Below are 17790 nucleotides of genomic sequence, written 5' to 3'. Positions count from 1 at the left end.
GACGTGGTTCTGGAGGGCGCCAAGGACGTCGTCGATTGGGTGACGGACGTGTTTATGGAGGGTGTCCACACCGGATATGACACCCTTTCAGTGGAGCTCTTCGGCACTCCCACACCCCGGACGGACGGTCCATTCGTCTTTGGGAGTCCATCGAATGAGCCCTGGATAACGCTCTACGAGACGCTCGTTGGTGGCGAAATCATGATCCTCGCTCTATTGACGCTGACCATCTGCGTTCAAGGCCGACACACCATTCGCATCTTCAACATCGGGAGTGCCTACGAGAGCCGGAAAACGCGAAAAACGGCGTGGGCGGGTGCCTTTCTCATCATCACGTGGTACTGGGTGAGTGCAGTATTCCTCTACCTCGTCGATGGATTTACGATCGCCCTGCTTCCGAGTCTTGACTCATTGGCTCGGGTGATGATCGATTTTCTCTCTGCGTCCCTCTCCAATCCGGGTCTTTCGTTGATCTTTGCCATCGTTGGGGGAATCTCGATGTGGTTGCTCCAGGCCCTCTATTACATCCGTGAGGTGCTGTTGTTCGTCTACATCTACGGCATGCCGATCGCCTTGGCGATCGGGTATGGCAACGTTCCGGTTCTTTCGGAGATCGCCCTCGGCTTTGCGAGACGGTTCGTCCCACTTGCGGCGCTGCCACTCCCTGCTGCAATCGTGTTCAAGGGCTATGATCTCCTGTATACTGGAGGTACGCTCACTCCCGCGAACACCTTCCTCAGATATCTCGTTGCGATGTCGCTCCCGATGGTTGCGGTCTTCATCACGTGGCGGACGTTCAAATATGCGACACCCGTGACCGCGAGAGTCATGAGTGGTGCAACGAAGGGAGCGATTCTCGTTGGGGGCGTTGCAGCAGGCGCCTATGTAGGCGGTGGGAGTACCGCTGCTGCAGCAGCTCGATTTGGACCGAAAGCTGCTGCAGGACATGCGCTCGCGCAGCGAGTGACACAACGGAATACTGCTGATGACCAGACGGAGTCCACTCCGTCGTACAGACGTACTGAGAATAATCCTGAACGAGACACTACCTGATGACGACAGATCAAGACGAAGCGGCACGACGTATCATGGATCAGTTCGGCGAGGCCAGTCGGATTCCCTATCTGAACATCGAAGAAGGGGATATCGGTGTCATTGTCGGGTTGCCGATCGTGGGGCTGTTTTTCGCGAGCTTTTCCGGGTTGAATTCGCTCGCGTTACCGCTGATGACTGGCGGGTTGGGGATCGGCGTTGCGATCGTCTTCATGACTCCGAGCCACCTGAACGCGTGGACGTGGATAACCGACGTCTATCGCTATCTCAAGCGGCCGACGCACACGTTCGCAGCGCCGGCACATCCTGATTCGGAAACGAATGAGGCGGAGCGATCGCGTGGTGGATTAGCGAATTATACGCCATTCAAACCGGATGAGCGAACGCAGGACCTCACCAACGTCAAACGTGCATGGCCGGGTGCTGGAGCCATTCAGCGTGCTGATGGAACGATGGAAGCCTTCATCGAGATCGACCCGGGGAATATGGACTTCGCGATGGCGTCTGATTGGGCCACACTCCACGAAACGGGTGCGGCGTTCGCGAATAAGGAACTCGATTCGAAAATCAAGCTTCACACGACGACTCGATCGTTTCCCGTCGATCGCATCACGGAAAATATCGAAGCTCGGCTGGAAGACGAGGATGTTGCTGCAAATCCTGCGCTGCAGGAGTTGCTCGAGGAATATCGCGAGAAGCGCCCACAGGAGATGCGCGACCGAGGGATTCAACAGCACCGGTATTATCTCGGCGTCCAGGCACGACCGCTTGAGGTCTATAACCGATCGAAAGATGAGGGGACACCCGCAGAAAAACTGACGGAGTTCCCCGTTGTCGGGTTTCTGTTCACCCCGTTTGTGACTCGTCGCGAGGACTTCTCGGAGGCTGAACGACGCGCAAAAATGTTCGAGAAACTGGATACACGAATCAACGAAGTTCGATCTGAGTTCATTCAACAGGCCTCGGGTTGGTCTGCTCGACGGCTCAGTACCGTCGAGCTGTTCATGTTGAATATGGACTTCTGGAACGGGCACGAACACGAATACGACGAAGCCACGCTTGCCGTTCGAAACCAACCGATCGTCGGTCAGTCGCAACGGAGAACCGCGACCGATGACTAACGGTCTCTTGCAAGGGGGCGAGATCGTCTCCATCCTTGGTGAGTGGCTTTCGAACCCCACCTCGTTGGAGGGAGCGATGCTCTATGGTGCCCTCGCATTTGTGTTCGGTATCGAGATCAAGCGACGGTGGAATTCGGATACGCAACCTGCAAGCGATGGTGAATCGGACGAGACAGACCCAGAAGTAGATCTTTCAGCGGTGCTGGAAGAGGAGACGCTCAGTGAATCCGACGCTGATGGGCAATTTCTCGACGACGTCGAGGAGTCCCACAAGACCGTGACAGCCCCAGCGGCGATCGAGTGGGAGACGCGAGCGGCACGTGTCGGCGAACAGTGGACGACGACGCTCTATATCGCTGATTATCCCGACTATCCCAAGGACGGGTACCTGAGTACCCTCTTCGACATCACGGACGTGAAATTCGATCTGACGGTCCACATCACGCCGAAGAACCAGGAACGAGCGCGTAGCGAGCTCCAGAACCTGGCCGATGATCTCCAGGTCGACGCCGATCTCGAGAAGAGTGTTCGGAGTGCGTACCTCCAAGAACGGGCCGATGAGGCCAAATCGACGTATACGGCGGTCGAGGGTGGAGCCAGGGTGTTCGATCAGGCGATGTATGTCGTTGTTCGTGCGGACGGGAAGGAGGAACTCCGAAACGATGTCCAAACGGTCAAGAGTGCGCTTCGAGACGATCCCTCGAACCTGACGCCGAAGACGGCCATCTGCCGCCAGGACGTCGCCCTCCAATCCGCGGCGCCGATCGGCCACAACGAGTTTGGACGGGCGTCGATCGCGCTCGGCGGCGCCATCGGTGCGTTGCTTGCCTCGCCTCACAATGCCACGATTCTCGAAGAGGATGGCGTCGAGTTCGGCGTGCAACGTGACAATCAGAGCCCGGTCGTGATCGATCCGTTTTCTCGAGATAACGGGTATGCGATGTTTACTGTGGGCGATACCGGTTCCGGGAAATCATTCAGTTCGAAACAGAACTTCATCAGATCCATCGAGAAGAGTCGGGATCGAATTGGGATCATTCTAGAGCCGTTGAATAACTGGGCTGGTGTGTCCGAAGCGCTGGGTGCGAAGCGTATCACGGTCGGTGGGACGCTTGGATTGAACCCTCTCGAGATACGCGAAACACCGATCCACATTCAGCGTGCGATGGGGAACGATGCGAGTCCGTTCAACGAAAAGCTCGATGACGCGATGAGCTTTCTGACGAACTTCTTCGCGCTTCGCGGCATCGCGCTCGGCGATCGACGAACGACGCTCGAACTGGCCCTCCGCCGTTCGTACGCTCGGTGTGACATCTCCGAGGACATCGCGACCCATTCGAATCAGAGTCCCACCATCCGGGACATGATGAATGTCTTTGAAGACATGATCGACTCGCCCGAGGACTTCATCGTTCGTTCCGAGGCGGAAACAACGAAAATCCAGACAGATGCAACGTGGCTGCTGGATCAGCTTCGCCCATTCGATGAGGGTGGTCGCCACGCAAATCTCGGTGAACCGTCGGAGTTCGACATTCGAAACGAGAAAGTGATCTACCTCGATCTCGCACAACAGGAAGGGAGTGTTGGAAGCAGTACCGCACTCACGATGCAGTTACTCATCTCGTTGGTCTACGAACGCGCGAAGGTCACGGAAAAGCAGGTCGTCTTCTACATCGACGAGGCTCGATACATCATGCAGGATGCGGCGAGCCTGTCGTTTTTGGAGACCGTCTTTCGGCATCACCGACACCACGATCTCTCGATCCGATTAGTCACACAGACCGTCGACGAATTCTTCGAACACGCGGAATCCGAAGCAATTCTCGACCAGTGTGCCGTCAAGCAGTTCCATCGACTCGAGGGGATGGATCGAGAGTGGGCCGAGGAGTTCGGCATGAACTATCCGCAGATGCGGTTCGTCCAGGATGCCGTCCCGGGAAACGAGAAAAATGGCTTTTCAGAAGCATTGGTCGGCGTCGACGGCGAGTGGCGAGGCATTCAGGTCAAGGCAATGACCCGCGAGAAGGACGTCATCGACTTCGACCCGGAATCTCACGCTGGGTCGGTGGTCACTGGACTCGGCGAGGATGGATCGACAACCGAGTCACACTCTGGTGGTTCTGCTAACCGACCTGGACCGGGTGATTCACCGGGGTGATGGTTACGCGCTGGTGAGTGGACGCCCGCAGACGGAGTCGGGTGGACACCCGAGTGCGGCCAACCTCCGTATCTCGAGGTGACGTCGCTCCGCGAGAGTATTTTTCTCCCCCTAAGGGGAGCGGGGGCACGCAGTGAGCTCTCGTGTTGACCCATGACTGTAGACAGTACTATTGATGACGTCGAGTCGCAGCATCTCCCGAGCCAGCCACCGTGGGCGAATCTGGACGTGGCGCTTCCGACCGATCGAAGTTCGACGTCGATCGTCGCGTTGGTGGAGTGTGCGCTCGTCGAGATCACGCATGAACCAGTCGGCGCTGAGATCATCTCGTGACGGCGATCGGGGTTCGCTCCGATCGCGAAGACGGGAGGTTTTTGGCCGTCGCTCGTGGTCGTCTCGGTAATGAAGGTTCTCGTCACCGGTGGGGCCGGGTTCATCGGCGGCCACTTGGCGGAGGCGTTCCTCCGCGACGGACACGACGTGACGGTCCTCGACAACTTCGAGCCGTTCTACGACGAGGGGATCAAACGCCACACGATCGACCGACATCGCGAGGCCGCACGTGAGGCGGGCGTAGACTACCGGCTCGTCGAGGGGGACGTGCGCGATCGCGAGACGGTCGGCGAGGTCGTCTCGGGCGTCGACGTCGTCGTCCACCAGGCCGCCCAGGCGGGCGTCCGCGCGAGCGTGGAACACCCGGAGAAGGTGACCGAGATCAACGTCGACGGGACGGTGACCCTGCTCGAGGCCTCGAAGGAGGCGGGCGTGAATCGCGTGATCATCGCGAGCTCCTCGTCGGTGTACGGCAAGCCGCAGTCGCTGCCCTACACCGAGGACCACCCGACCGAACCCGTCAGTCCCTACGGGGTCTCGAAGCTCGCCCAGGAGCACTACGCGCGCGTCTACACCGAGTTGCACGATCTGCCCACGGTGTGTTTACGCTACTTCACAGTGTACGGTCCCCGGATGCGGCCGAACATGGCGATCTCGAACTTCGTCTCGCGGTGTGTGAACGGGGAGCCGCCGGTGATCTACGGGGACGGCCAGCAGACGCGCGACTTCACGTACGTGGCCGATGTAGTGGATGCGAACCGGACGCTGTTGACGTCGGGGGCTGCCGACGGCGAGGTGATGAACATCGGGAGTTCGGACACCATCTCGATACAGGAACTCGCGGAGACGGTTCGGGACCAACTGGCGCCGGAGTTGGCGATCGAGTACGAGTCCGCACGGGAGGCGGACGCCGAGCATACGCACGCGTCCGTTGAGAAGGCTGGTGAGTTGATCGGGTACGAGCCTTCGAGGTCGATCAGGGAGGGCGTCGAGGAGTTTATCCAGTGGTACGAAGAAAATCAGGAGTGGTACGAGCCGTTGGTGCGGGGAGCGTAGGTCACCACGATTCATCGGGGAGGTCACGCTGGACTCTCCGGTCAGAGGTAATAGTCTCTCGTCGCCTTCAGGCCATCTCGGAATTCCCATTTCGGCTCCCACCCCAAGGATCGAAGCTTCGTAGTATCGAGGGAATATCGCTGATCGTGTCCCGGACGGTCCTCGACGAACTCGATCTGGTCTTTTGACCCACCAACGACGTCGAGGATCTGCTTCGTTACTTCGAGGTTCGTCAGTTCTGTCCCGCTACCGATGTTGTACACCTCCCCCGGTTGTCCATCGTCGAGGACCGATTTCACAGCTCGACAGTTATCCTTGACGTACAGCCATTCTCGGACGTTCGACCCGTCACCATATAGCGGGAGATCCTCACCCGCCGCTGCGCGCGTGATGAACTTCGGAATCAGTTTCTCTCGGTGTTGGCGAGGACCGTAGTTGTTCGACGAACGCGTCACCATGACTGGCAGGTCGTGTGTCGTGTAGTAACTCAACGCGAGGAGATCCGCGCCGGCTTTCGTCGCCGAATACGGATTCCGTGGGTTGAGCGGATCGTCTTCGCCGAAACTTCCGGACTCGATCGTCCCATACACCTCGTCCGTCGATATCTGTACGAACCGATCGATGTCATGTTCGAGTGCGGCGTCGAGGAGCGTTCGTGTTCCATCCACGTTCGTCTCGACGAACGGTTCGGCGTCCCGGATCGATCTGTCGACGTGTGATTCCGCGGCGAAGTTGACGATCACGTCACACGCCTCGACGAGTTCGTCCACGAGTTCCTCGTCCCGAATGTCTCCCTCCACGAACCGGTGGCGATCGTGATCGAGGACGCCGGACAGGTTCTCGGTGGTCCCCGCGTACGTCAGGGCGTCGAGCGTCAGAACCCGATGATTCGTCGTTTCGAGGAGATGGTGAACGAAGTTCGAACCGATGAACCCGGCACCACCGGTAACCAGCACACGCATTGGTCAGAGGGTGCGTCGTCACCTATTTATCTCTGACCATCACACCGCCGATATGCGGATACTCGTGGTCGGCGAGAACGGGCTGTTAGGCGGGAACGTCGCGACGATCGCCGACCAGCGTGGCGCTACAGTTGTCGGGACGTATCACTCCGTAGATCCCGGGTTCGATCAGCCCAGCTACCAGCTCGACATTACATCCCGGACTGACGTCGAGGACCTTCTCAACGAGACCGATCCCGATGCCGTCATCAACTGTGCGGCGATGACGGACGTCGACGGTTGTGAGTCGGACCCGGACCGGGCACACGCCGTGAATGCGGAGGGAGCGGAACATCTCGCTCGGGCAGCTGATGCGATCGACGCGACGCTGATCCACACCTCTACGGACTATATCTTCAATGGTGAGCGAGACACACCCTACCCGGAGGATGCAGTACCCGACCCTCAGCAGGTGTATGGGGAGTCCAAACTCGCCGGCGAGCGTCTCGTTCGGGACGCGCATTCATCCCCGTTGATCGCTCGCCTCTCGTTCGTCTACGGTCGATCGCTTCCGGACGGAACGCTGTCGGGCTTCCCGCAGTGGGTTCGTGATAGAGCACGTTCAGGAGACGAGATCCCCCTGTTCACCGATCAGCGAATCACGCCGTCGTACGCCGCAGCCACCGCGTCGACCCTCCTCGACCTCCTCGAAGCGGGCCAGAATGGAACGTTTCACGTCGCGAGTCGCTCCTGTGTCACGCCCTACGAATTCGGAGAGTTGCTCCTTCAGGAGATTGGGTTCGACGACGCGACGCTCACGGAGAGTTCGATGACCGACGTGGAACGCGATGCCAAGCGACCGCGAAATACGTGTTTCGACACGACGAAAGTCGAGAGGACTTTGAGTCGCCCGCAATCAACTCTCGCGGAGGACCTCTCCTCGCTCCTCTAAAGCCGGTATTGGCTCTTGTGTTCCAGGTAGAAGGATCGCTCCTCCTCCGGGAGGTCGTCGAATCGGAGGATCGATTCACAGCCGTTTCCGGGACACTTCATGACCCGGTTGTCCTCGAGTTCGTTTGCGGCGACGACGGTTCCACAGCTGGGACAGGTGAGCGTGATGATGCGCATGGACTAGAGTTCGAGTTGTGAGTTCTCTCCGACGACGAGGCGGCGACCTTCCGGAAGGCGTCCTTCGGAGCTTCGGATCGACGCACCACGTCCGACTAGGCTGTCGATTATTCGGCCGTTCGTCGTGATCTCCGCGTCACCGACGACCACGCTGTTTTCGACGTGGGCGTTCCGAACCGTCGAGTTGGCTCCGATCGCCGTATACGGGCCGACGTACGTTCCACGCTCAATCGTCGTGTTTTCCGCGATCGAGACGGGACCACGAACGACCGCGTCCGCCTCGATCGTCGACGATTCGTCGAGGTGGACCCGACCGTCCACCGTCGCGTCCTGATCGATGGAACCGGCTCGTGTGGCTTCGGTGTCCTCGAGAACCAGTCTATTCGCCTCGAGCACGTCTTCCGGTTTTCCGGTGTCCTTCCACCATCCCTCGACGACCTGTGAGTCGATCGCCGCCCCATCGTCAAGCAACGTCTGGATCGCGTCGGTGATCTCGAGTTCCCCCCGCCAGGACGGTTCGATCTCCGCGATCGCGTCAAATATTCGTGGGGTGAAGACGTAGATGCCGATGAGCGCGAGGTTCGATGGTGGATCGTCCGGCTTCTCGACGAGACGCGTCACTCTTCCTTCGTCGTCCACTGCTGCGATCCCGAATTGCTCCGGCGTGTCGACCCTCTGGAGTGCGATTCCGGCGTCGAAGCTGCCGGCACGGAAACTCTCGATGACGTCGACGATCCCGCGTTTGAGCATGTTGTCGCCGAGGTAGACGACGAAGTCGTCGCTGTCGACGAACGACTCCGCGCAGCCGACGGCGTGGGCGAGCCCGAGCGGGCGGCCCTGGACGATATAGGTGATCTCGACGCCGAAATCTCTTCCGTCTCCGAGGAACGACTGGATCGCGTCCCGGCCCTTGTTCCCGAGCACGACGCCGATCTCGGTGATTCCGGCCTCTCGGAGATCTTCGATGGCGTATTGGATCACCGGTTTGTTCGCGACCGGAACGAGCTGTTTCGGGCCGGTGTGGGTGATCGGCCTGAGTCGGGATCCGGTCCCGCCCGCCAACAGTACACCCTTCATGCGTGGGGTTCGGCCTCCCAGTCGAGCGGGATCTCGCCGGTGTGGGGTGGGAGTCGTTCCTCGTCGGGGTCCTCGTAGTCGTAGAGGTTCGTTGGGAAGTTGATCAGGAGTGCCTGTTCGTTCCCGATCACCTTGAACCCGTGCCAGCAGTCGCCCGGAATACGGACGACCTGTTGATCGTGCTCACCGATGACGAAGGTGTTCAGTTCGCCCTGTGTCGGGGAGTCGTCGCGGTCGTCGTAGACGCCGACCTTGATCCGTCCCTGCGGACAGACGAAGTGGTCGATCTGTCCACGCGTGTGGCGATGCCACGCCCGGATGACGCCGGGATAGCTCATCGAGAAGTAGGACATCGCCGGTTCGGGATCGTACTCGTCCCAGTCCTCGCGAAACATCTCGACGAGGTGACCGCGTTCGTCGGCATTCACTTGGAGATCGCGGATTTCGACGCCGTGAATGTTGGTCATCTAGGTAGGAATTATCTAAGCCAACTATTGGCTTTTCGGTGTCTATCTAAGCGTTTATCAGTATTGGTGAGTAGATTTCTCACAAATGGATACGCTCGTTATTGGACTTGATGGGGGCGAGTGGAGTGTTATCGATCCGATGATCGATCGCGGAGATTTACCAAATATCGCTCAGCTCAAACAAGAGGGGGTTTCTGGTCCGCTGGAATCAGTTACTCCACCAGTCTCACCTCCCGCTTGGAGTTCGATCCAGACCGGGACGAATCCCGGCAAACACGGAATCTTCGATTTTAGTACGTTCGATGAAGAATACAATAGGCGTTCGATCAACTCCTCTGATCGTCGTGCTACCCCGTTTTGGACAGTTATGAACGATGAAGGAACGACCACGGGACTATTCAAGGTACCCTTCACCTACCCGCCGGACGACGTTGACGGCTTTATGATTACGGGCTTTCCGACGCCGAACATCATTGATGACTTTGCAACACCAGACACGCTCATTGACCAGATTGGGCCTGTTGACAGCCTCTTTGAGGACTGGTCGTTACAGCAGTCCGGTGACTACGAAGCGTTCAAACGAAACCTCATTCAGGTCGCCGAACGACAGACCGACCTCTTTCTCGAGTTGATCAGAGATCATGAAACGGACCTTTCGATGACCGTCTATGACGGCTCCGACCGTGTCCAGCACTTTTTCTGGAAGTACTTCGACGACTCCCACCCCCGTTACGATCCCGATTCCCCACTGGTCGGTGCCATTGAGGAGTATTACGAGGCGGTTGATCACGGTATCGGCCGGATTTCAGACGAGATCGACGACGATTGTGACGTACTCATACTTTCGGATCACGGTTTCGGGCCTCTGTCTTACGATATATACATCGACGAGTGGTTGGAGGAGGAAGGATTTCTCACTCGGCGCTCCGAAGAATCCACGAGAAAAGTAGTTAATGACGTGCTTGCAACGACGCTCAAGGCTAGTTGGAATGCGGTAACGCAAATAAATCTCGATCGCGTGGTGAAGTCGATACTTCCGGAGTCATGGTTCGAATTTGGAAGTAGCTTTCAGCATGAATCACGTCGTGATACCGTTTGGGGCGAGACGCAAGCGTTCTTCACGACGTTATCGGGGCAAGGATTGTACGTTAACCTTGAGGAACAATTTACAGAAGGAACGGTTTCGCGAAGCCAGTATGATGATGTCGTCGAGGAAATTCGAGATTCTCTCCGTTCGCTCCGACATCCGAAAACGGGTGAGAAATTGGTTGAAGCGGTGATCCGTAGCGATGAGGTTTTCGAGGGGTGGATGCTGGACGATGCGCCGGACCTCATCGTTCGTACGGTTCCAGATTGTACCCTGAAGGGGGGTCGATCGGAGTCGCTTCTACAGCCATCGACACAGAACGCACATGACCGCTCCGGCGATCATCGGACAGAAGGAATCTTCATCGCTAGCGGGCCGTCTTTCGAGACAGGAACGATTGATGGAGCGAATGTGTTTGACATCGCACCGACATTGCTCTATCTTCAGGATTGTCCGGTACCCACAGCGATGGATGGAACTGTTCTGACGGGACTTTTTCCAAGTGAAATAGTGAACGAACGAAAAATTGGGAAGACAGAGAAGTATGGACAGTCCGGTATTGGAGATCGGAAGTGGAACGACGAGGAAGAGGCTGAACTTGAACAACAACTGAGCGATATGGGGTATCTTGGGTGAGGAGATGAGTGACGATAGCGATAGTGGTATCTTTACATTAGCCACTCAAGGGAGTATCACGTTCGTAGGGAACGTTCTGGGGAAGGCCCTTGGTTTTGCCTTCGTCGTCGTTGCAACACGTCTTGTCACACCATCAGAATACGGTATCTTTACTCTTGGTCTTTCCATCGTAATGTTCGTTCAGGGATTCGCCAGCCTGAACATTTATCGGTCAGTTGATTATTTTGTTCCTCAGTTTTTGAGTAATTCCAACTACGGCCAAGCCAAAAAGACGCTTCAGAACGTGTTCTTAATCGGTATTTTTGCTTCCGTACTTGGTGCCGGCGTTGTTTTTCTTGCTAGAGAGCAGATAGCAACGATGTTCAACGAGCCTCGGATAGCGACGATCTTGACTTTTTTTATTCTTCTTATTCCATTGCAGACGGTTTTCAGGACATTACTTGCCTCGTTTAACAGTCTCAAAAAGATGAAGTACCGTGTCATAATACGGGACCTTCTCAATCCACTCGGTCGGACCATCGGTGCGATCTTACTTGTTTCGGCAGGTGCTGGTCTGTTTGGTCTTATCGGCGGTTATCTCCTTGGACTAGCGATCGCAGTTGCGTGTGGAATCGGATTTCTCGTCTACGAGGCGGACTGGATCCAAACTGAAGAATCGGATTCGATCTCAAATCGATCGCTCCTCTCGTATTCTCTTCCGTTAGTTTTGGCAGGCGTTATTTATTCGCTTGTCGGGCAAATTGATTACTTCGTTATTGGATATTTTTTGAGTTCTGCTGACGTGGGTTACTATCGAGTCTCATATCTCCTCGCTGCAAATCTCCTTATCGTCCTCAGTGCTGTTACGCCCGTGTTTAAACCGATGGTAGCCGAAAATCAGTTCAACACTCCTCTCCTTGAAATTCGATATCAGCTCGCGACGAGATGGGTGACTATGTTTACTCTTCCAGTCGCGATCACTCTCATTTTAGCTCCCGACATCTATCTGTCACTCCTATTTACGGACGAATACGTGGTCGCGAGTACTGCCCTCGTCGCGCTCGTGGTTGGCTTTCTACTAAACGCAGCTTTTGGTCCGGAGGGAATGATTCTAGAGGGGCTTGGACATACTCGTCTCACGCTATTCAATACGCTTGTTTTGGTCACCGTTAATGGTGGCCTTGACGTGTTTTTCATCCCACGTTTTGGAATTCTCGGTGCGGGAATTGCGACCGGGAGCGCCTTGACTGTTGCTGGGCTCGTTGGCGTCGTTGAGATCTATCTCCTTCGATCGATTACACCCCTCAGCCCACGGTTACTTAAGGTCTGGCTCGCGATTGTGCCCTCTATCGTCGTTGGCCGGTTGGTTGTTTTCTTCATGAGCGGCGATCTTCTAACTGCCGTTCTCTTACCACTTTTTGTCGCCTCTAACTATTTTCTCGTGCTTCGTGTCGCCCGCGGGTTTTCTGATGATGATCGTGAGATTGCATCTCGAATTGATGATCGCCTTGGATTCCCCTTGGTTCAGTTCTTTCTCATGCCTAATAACCGGTAGAATTGAAAGCCTTGGCTCTGTAGTTTCGGCGGTGTTCAGATAAGGATTGAAGGTGAAGCGGTGCGTTTTCAAAGTGATTCATGCCCGAAAACGACCGCCTCAGCGGGGTTTTAAATGAGATTAACGTAGAGTTTGTGGAGCCAGAAGCAACTCCAAGGCTGTTGATGAAGCTCATTATTCAGGCTCATTTGTCTGGATTATCGCTTTCGAATACTGTTTCATATCTTGGGGTATTCGGTGTTGATCGGGTTTGATCTACCGTTCATAATTGGTCCATAAGGCTGCTCGACAGCCAGACTCTGGTCGGAGCCCGAATCACGTTGCGGTTGACGAGACCGTGATTCAGCTGGACGATAAACAATATTGGCTGTACGCCGCTGTCGTTCCCAACTCAAACGATTTGCTACATATAACGCTTGGACCAACATGAACGAACGTGATCGCAGATCAATTTTTCACGGAACTCCGTGGAAATCACGATGTGGATGACCCGATCTTTCTCGCTGATGGCGCGGTTCCACTTCAACGAGCATGTCGTAAGCATGATCTCGAATTCAGACTCGAACGACATGGAAATCGGAACAGTGTTGAACGTGCCTTTCGTGAGGTAAAACGTAAGAATACCTGTTTCAGCAACCCCGAAGCAGAAATTGCTGACGAGTGGCTGAGATCATTTGCTTTCGCATGGAATCAGCTGATCTGAACACAACCTTTCGCTAGATGCAACTTGACGAATGGGTTATCTTGGTAGAAGAGATGAATCGGATGTTGTGACTTCGGAATTCAGTATCTTCACTCGTATTACGGTGGCCAATGCTAAAGCAATTGTCGGTGAGTTCAGTGAGCCCGCCGAGTGGACAATACTAACTCTGCATGCACTTCGCATCAAGCTAGTACCGTGTCATCGTGGATTTGCTCTCGGAAATGCCCAGCGTCCGGTCTCCCTCACCAGATTTCCGCACTACACGGTGCTCCGCAGTGGTTTGGGCGAATTCAGATTTAACGTGGCGTGTGATTCTCGGCAGAAGCACCGAGAATCACACTAGTCACGCTGCTCTGTGAAATGCTATTGAAAGTCACCGTCTACAACCTTTGCCAGAGCGTCCGATATCCCGAAAATCGTCCGCAGTGTGTCGAAACTGCAGAGATGAAATAAATGACCATATATCGGACCAAAATCTGTCATTAGATGTATCGATCATTGTTGTGAAGTCGTCGAGTGGGTTCTCTGAATAATGTTGAAAGTACTTGAGGTGTTTCCAACACTCACTAAGTCATTTCTGGAGAGCACCCAAGGAATTCGAATGCATGTTGTTAAGCGACACCCAATCCGTGATAAGTGACGCTTAGAAGTGCGATATTTAATCAAAAATATTGATCAAATAATCTTTGGAGCTTTCCATAATGCTGTTCTGAAGATTAAAGTGGCTTCACGAATTCAATATATACATCTATAGTATTATAGATGACTATTAGCATTATTCCTAGTATCATAAATTCAGTTATTGAAACGAGAGTGTAGAACGGGCCAAAGAATGCGAATATAATCGATGTGGCTGTTATTGCATATACTGTTATCGATATAATGGTATTTCTGATTTTCATATATAAGTATAGTAGTGCGCTCATAATCCCTAAAATGAATGGTCCAATCACGACACCTAGTAGTCCAAAATCATAGTATAATGGCATCAGATACGTGGCAGCATTATATTGATCACCATAGAATATATGTGAATAGTTTTCTGGTAATCCTAGAAGATCTTGTACTAACAATAGTTTTAAGACCGATTGGAATGTTCTTAATCCATAGTATCGATTTTCCTCGTTCAAAATAATATAATTAATATTATCGAATGGAGTTGTTAAGTAAAGATATGGTCTGAGAACAGCATCTGGCGAATTAAAAATATAAGCATAAGATAAAAAGAAACCAATTACGGATATTCCTACAAGTAAAAATTGATAAATTGACCCATATCGGTCTAATACATATCGGTAAACGAAAAATGATGCTACGATCGCGACAATAGTCAATCTTCTTTTACCATTAAAGGGAAGTGACGCGAGGGAACAAAAAAGAATTGAGACATGGGCTAAACTCCCACCATATCTCAGCATATACCCAATAATCAATATAATATTAAAACAATTTAGCAGAAATAAGTGATATAGTCCAGTTATTCTAAATTCATGTCTTGCACGAACGGGATGATCGAAATAATATTCAAGGCCCACAGAAACATTAAATCTATATATCATTATAATAAATGAAGAAAACCCAAGGATGAATAGTATTTTAATAATGATTTGAAGATAACGCTTTTCGAGTGTATAATCAGCTGATATACGGTCTACATTAATATACCGATATATCACGGTGAAACCACATACAAATGAAAACATGGACAAAAATATAATACCCCAGGTAATTAGACTCCACCTTGTGTGGTGTTCTGGAACCAGCCTGAGCACAGCAAGCGATATCGCTCCAAACCAGACTAATCCTAAGAGTCCAACTGGAGAATAGTAGTCTTGAAAGACAATATAGGAAACGGCTAATGATAGTGCCGAAAGTGAAAGAAAGATACCAAATAGTGCTAATTGCACTATTGACACCACAGTGTTGAATATATTTATAGATATAATCACGGTGATTAGAATTGGTATCAACAGAAACACTTGAACGATATCTATGGGGAGTTCAATTTTAGTTCTCATATTTGTCTAGGAGATCTAATCGACGGGGGCGTTTTCCTCTTATGATATCGTAGACTGCAAGGACTGTCGCAAGGATAAGGTCGAAGCGGCTTACTAGGAGCCACTCAAAGAAACGTATAATGCGCGTTACAATTAAGAAAGATAAAAATATTATCTGTTCTAGGGCATCTAAATTATTCTGTGCGAATATTATTCTGTTTCTTGTTGAGTGATAGTATCGAAATGAATTGTGATCACCACGGGTTGAACTCACTTTGTGATATATCGTCGAATTTGGATTCACATATAAATTCCAGTTTTCACTTGTTGCTATTTCCCATGATAGTTCTGTGTCTTCTTGCCCAAGGAAATATTCTTCATTCAGAACATCTCTGCATATATAATCTGAATTTAATAAAAATAAAGCACCTGTGATTTGGTCTACCTGGTATGTGTCTGATTGCGACTTGGGTGTGTCTTTTACTTTACCTCTAACGAATAGTGTATTAAAATCACCATCGGCATACCATATCTCCTCTGAATTGAATTTTTTGATAACACCACTCACACCTGCTGCATCATTCTTTGTTTCCGCTGTCTCTATGAGTGGCTCCATGAAATTTTTTTGTACAATTGTATCGTTATTTAATAGAAGTATATAATCATAACCTTGTTCTAACGAATAATTTATTCCAATGTTGTTCCCGCCAGCAAAGCCCAAGTTGTCACCGTTAAATATGAATTTACACCAACTGAATTCAGACTTCAAACGTTGACCCGATCTATCGGTTGATCCATTGTCAACGACCACAACATCATAATTACAATACTCTATGTTTTCTAGTGAACTTAAACACTCTGCAGTATCACTATAATTATTCCAATTTAGGATGATGATTGATACTGAGGGACAATTATTCATACTATAATAACAGAGCAAACTCGGTGATTTTAAGTAGGATTCATTTTCGAATTTTGTTTTGTGCCGTGATGATAACGTCTTTCAAATTTCATTTAGTGTCTAAGCAATTAACAGTAGTGTTTCACATGCAATATGGCTGGTGGTGTAGAACTGTTCTCATAGCATTATGATGAAATTATAGTAGTGATAAAAATAATCACTCATTATTGGTGGTGTTGAGATAAGTTCGAAGGATGAGGCGGTCAAAAGATCGAGTGGTCTATGCTCAATTTCGACCGCCTCAACGGCGATAGCAGTTGTATCGAGTTAGATTTTCTGGAGCGAGAGGCACACCCGAGTCGGCGATGAAACTCGGTATCCGACTCCATCTGGCTGGGTTATCACTTTCGGATACTGTCTCGATTCTTGAGGAATTGGGTGTCGATCGTCATCGAACCACCGTTCATCGGTGGGTACAGAAAGCCGATCTACAGCCGACAGACGGTGCCAACCCGAATCACGTTGCGGTCGATGAAACCGTGATTCAGCTCAATTCTGAGCGATATTGGCTGTACGCTGCCGTCGATCCCGACACGAACCGCTTACTGCACGTCAAGCTCTCTCCGACGAGAAACCACGCGATTACCGAGATGTTCCTCATCGAACTCTGCGAGAAACATCTCGTCGACGACGCGCTCTTTCTCGTCGATTCTGCACCGTGGCTGCAAGCAGCACTCCACCGTCATGGTCTCGATTACAGGATCAAAAACGGCGATCGAAACATCATTGAACGTATCTTCAAAGAACTAAAACGCAGAACCAATCAGTTCACAAACTGTTTCAGCCATGCCGAAGTAACTACCGTCGAAAATTGGATCCACGCGTTCGACTTCGCATGGAATTAGGTTATTTGAATACTACTGATAGGTTAATTTCGTTTCTTTTAACAGCAGGCGACAGTTCGGAAGCGAGTCAACAGCGTAGGTCTTCTAGATATACTGTTGAACAAACGTCGGCGTCCACGCCGGCGCATCAAAGCCGGCCCCTTGAGGTGATTCTTGGGCGGTTCTTCCAAATTCTTGTTTCTGTGATTTTGCGATTCTTCGCTTTCGTTTGTTCTACTGCATCAGCTGACGGTGAAGCGGATATCGTTGCTCTGTAGGTAGTAGCGAAGTGGTGAGAAGAAACATGCCTCAGCTCCTTTTCTGCTTCGCTAAACAAGCCGAATCGCCCGATTAACAGCTCTGTTGCCAGCTCCGCGACGGAAACGAGTGACCTGGCTGGAAGCATCTCAGGTTCGATTTTTTGCGAGTTCACATGGACACAAGTTACGAGGAAACCGCCGATTGGGGGTGTAAGATGAATTGAGTCCTATCTGTCTTGCTGTTGGCTCGGATGAGTTATCGAATCCATCGACACATTGCCGATCGTGAAAACGAGTTCCCACGCGTTCTTGGCGTCAACCGCTTGACCGCTTGACAGCAAGATGCGATCCCGGCCATCATGGAGCACCGGATGCCCGATCTTCGACCGCTAAGTGGCTCCAGTCACTAAAGAGATCGCTTGGATCGTCACATACGTATTCCGAAAACACGGTC

General features: G+C 52.3%; 14 protein-coding genes and 2 pseudogenes. 10 read left to right on the top strand and 6 right to left on the bottom strand.

Translation table 11 applies throughout. The annotated features are described in order from the left end of the window. The 5 genes from ACFQE9_RS14205 to ACFQE9_RS14185 form a co-directional block, all read left to right on the top strand. Window positions 1–1053: hypothetical protein (locus ACFQE9_RS14205; RefSeq protein ID WP_379746123.1), on the top strand; the 1053-nt coding region annotated here is incomplete at its 5' end. After that, window positions 1053–2174 (top strand): hypothetical protein, encoded by a 1122-nt coding sequence (locus ACFQE9_RS14200; RefSeq protein ID WP_379746120.1) that lies wholly within the window; start codon window positions 1053–1055, stop codon window positions 2172–2174. The genes ACFQE9_RS14205 and ACFQE9_RS14200, both read left to right, overlap by 1 nt. Next, the gene (locus ACFQE9_RS14195; RefSeq protein ID WP_379746129.1) at window positions 2167–4332 is read left to right on the top strand and encodes a VirB4 family type IV secretion system protein; all 2166 of its coding nucleotides are present in this window, start codon (window positions 2167–2169) and stop codon (window positions 4330–4332) included. Before ACFQE9_RS14200 ends, ACFQE9_RS14195 begins: the two co-directional genes overlap by 8 nt. Before the next feature lie 153 nt (window positions 4333–4485). Next, entirely contained in the window at window positions 4486–4665 is a 180-nt protein-coding gene (locus ACFQE9_RS14190) for a hypothetical protein (RefSeq protein WP_379746117.1), read from the top strand. 69 nt (window positions 4666–4734) lie between these two features. Continuing rightward, entirely contained in the window at window positions 4735–5721 is a 987-nt protein-coding gene (locus ACFQE9_RS14185; protein ID WP_379746114.1) for an NAD-dependent epimerase/dehydratase family protein, read from the top strand. 41 nt (window positions 5722–5762) lie between these two features. On the opposite strand, the gene rfbB is transcribed toward ACFQE9_RS14185, so the two are convergent. Then, a complete protein-coding gene (rfbB, locus tag ACFQE9_RS14180; protein WP_379746111.1) occupies window positions 5763–6683 on the bottom strand; it encodes a dTDP-glucose 4,6-dehydratase in 921 nt (306 codons plus the stop codon). A gap of 52 nt (window positions 6684–6735) precedes the next feature. On the opposite strand from rfbB, the gene rfbD reads away from it, so the two are divergent. Beyond that, on the top strand, window positions 6736–7614 hold the full coding sequence (gene rfbD, locus ACFQE9_RS14175; RefSeq protein ID WP_379746108.1) for a dTDP-4-dehydrorhamnose reductase: 879 nt from the start codon (window positions 6736–6738) through the stop codon (window positions 7612–7614). On the opposite strand, the gene ACFQE9_RS14170 is transcribed toward rfbD, so the two are convergent. From ACFQE9_RS14170 to ACFQE9_RS14160, 3 genes are read right to left on the bottom strand one after another with little or no spacing between them, the layout of a single operon-like run. After that, window positions 7611–7790, bottom strand: coding sequence for a hypothetical protein (locus ACFQE9_RS14170; protein ID WP_379746105.1), 180 nt, complete (start codon window positions 7788–7790; stop codon window positions 7611–7613). The genes rfbD and ACFQE9_RS14170 overlap by 4 nt on opposite strands. Window positions 7791–7793: 3 nt before the next feature. Continuing rightward, the gene (locus ACFQE9_RS14165; protein ID WP_379746103.1) at window positions 7794–8867 is read right to left on the bottom strand and encodes a glucose-1-phosphate thymidylyltransferase; all 1074 of its coding nucleotides are present in this window, start codon (window positions 8865–8867) and stop codon (window positions 7794–7796) included. After that, a complete protein-coding gene (locus ACFQE9_RS14160; RefSeq protein ID WP_379746100.1) occupies window positions 8864–9334 on the bottom strand; it encodes a dTDP-4-dehydrorhamnose 3,5-epimerase family protein in 471 nt (156 codons plus the stop codon). The genes ACFQE9_RS14165 and ACFQE9_RS14160 overlap by 4 nt, the downstream gene beginning before the upstream one ends. An 85-nt stretch (window positions 9335–9419) precedes the next feature. Between ACFQE9_RS14160 and ACFQE9_RS14155 the strand changes: the two genes are divergently transcribed. The 3 genes and pseudogenes from ACFQE9_RS14155 to ACFQE9_RS14145 all read left to right on the top strand — a co-directional run bounded on the left by ACFQE9_RS14155 (window position 9420) and on the right by ACFQE9_RS14145 (window position 13294). Continuing rightward, complete coding sequence (locus tag ACFQE9_RS14155) at window positions 9420–11057, top strand: alkaline phosphatase family protein (protein WP_379746097.1); 1638 nt, start codon at window positions 9420–9422, stop codon at window positions 11055–11057. Between the two features lie 4 nt (window positions 11058–11061). After that, window positions 11062–12591, top strand: coding sequence for an oligosaccharide flippase family protein (locus ACFQE9_RS14150; RefSeq protein ID WP_379746094.1), 1530 nt, complete (start codon window positions 11062–11064; stop codon window positions 12589–12591). An 80-nt stretch (window positions 12592–12671) separates the two neighbouring features. Then, window positions 12672–13294: pseudogene (locus ACFQE9_RS14145) on the top strand (IS6 family transposase). A 716-nt stretch (window positions 13295–14010) separates the two neighbouring features. Here the strand turns inward: ACFQE9_RS14145 and ACFQE9_RS14140 are convergent. Then, complete coding sequence (locus ACFQE9_RS14140; RefSeq protein WP_379746091.1) at window positions 14011–15210, bottom strand: O-antigen polymerase; 1200 nt, start codon at window positions 15208–15210, stop codon at window positions 14011–14013. A gap of 91 nt (window positions 15211–15301) precedes the next feature. Beyond that, window positions 15302–16213, bottom strand: a complete 912-nt coding sequence (locus tag ACFQE9_RS14135; RefSeq protein WP_379746088.1) for a glycosyltransferase family 2 protein — start codon at window positions 16211–16213, stop codon at window positions 15302–15304. Between the two features lie 261 nt (window positions 16214–16474). Here ACFQE9_RS14135 and ACFQE9_RS14130 point away from each other — a divergent pair. Next, window positions 16475–17097 (top strand): annotated as a pseudogene (locus ACFQE9_RS14130) (IS6 family transposase). Window positions 17098–17790 lie beyond the last annotated feature (693 nt).

Origin of the sequence: Halopenitus salinus (assembly GCF_042662125.1) — an archaeon.
GTDB lineage: Archaea > Halobacteriota > Halobacteria > Halobacteriales > Haloferacaceae > Halopenitus > Halopenitus salinus.
Note: the sequence above shows the minus strand (reverse complement) of the source record. Positions and strands in the feature narration are given on the sequence as shown.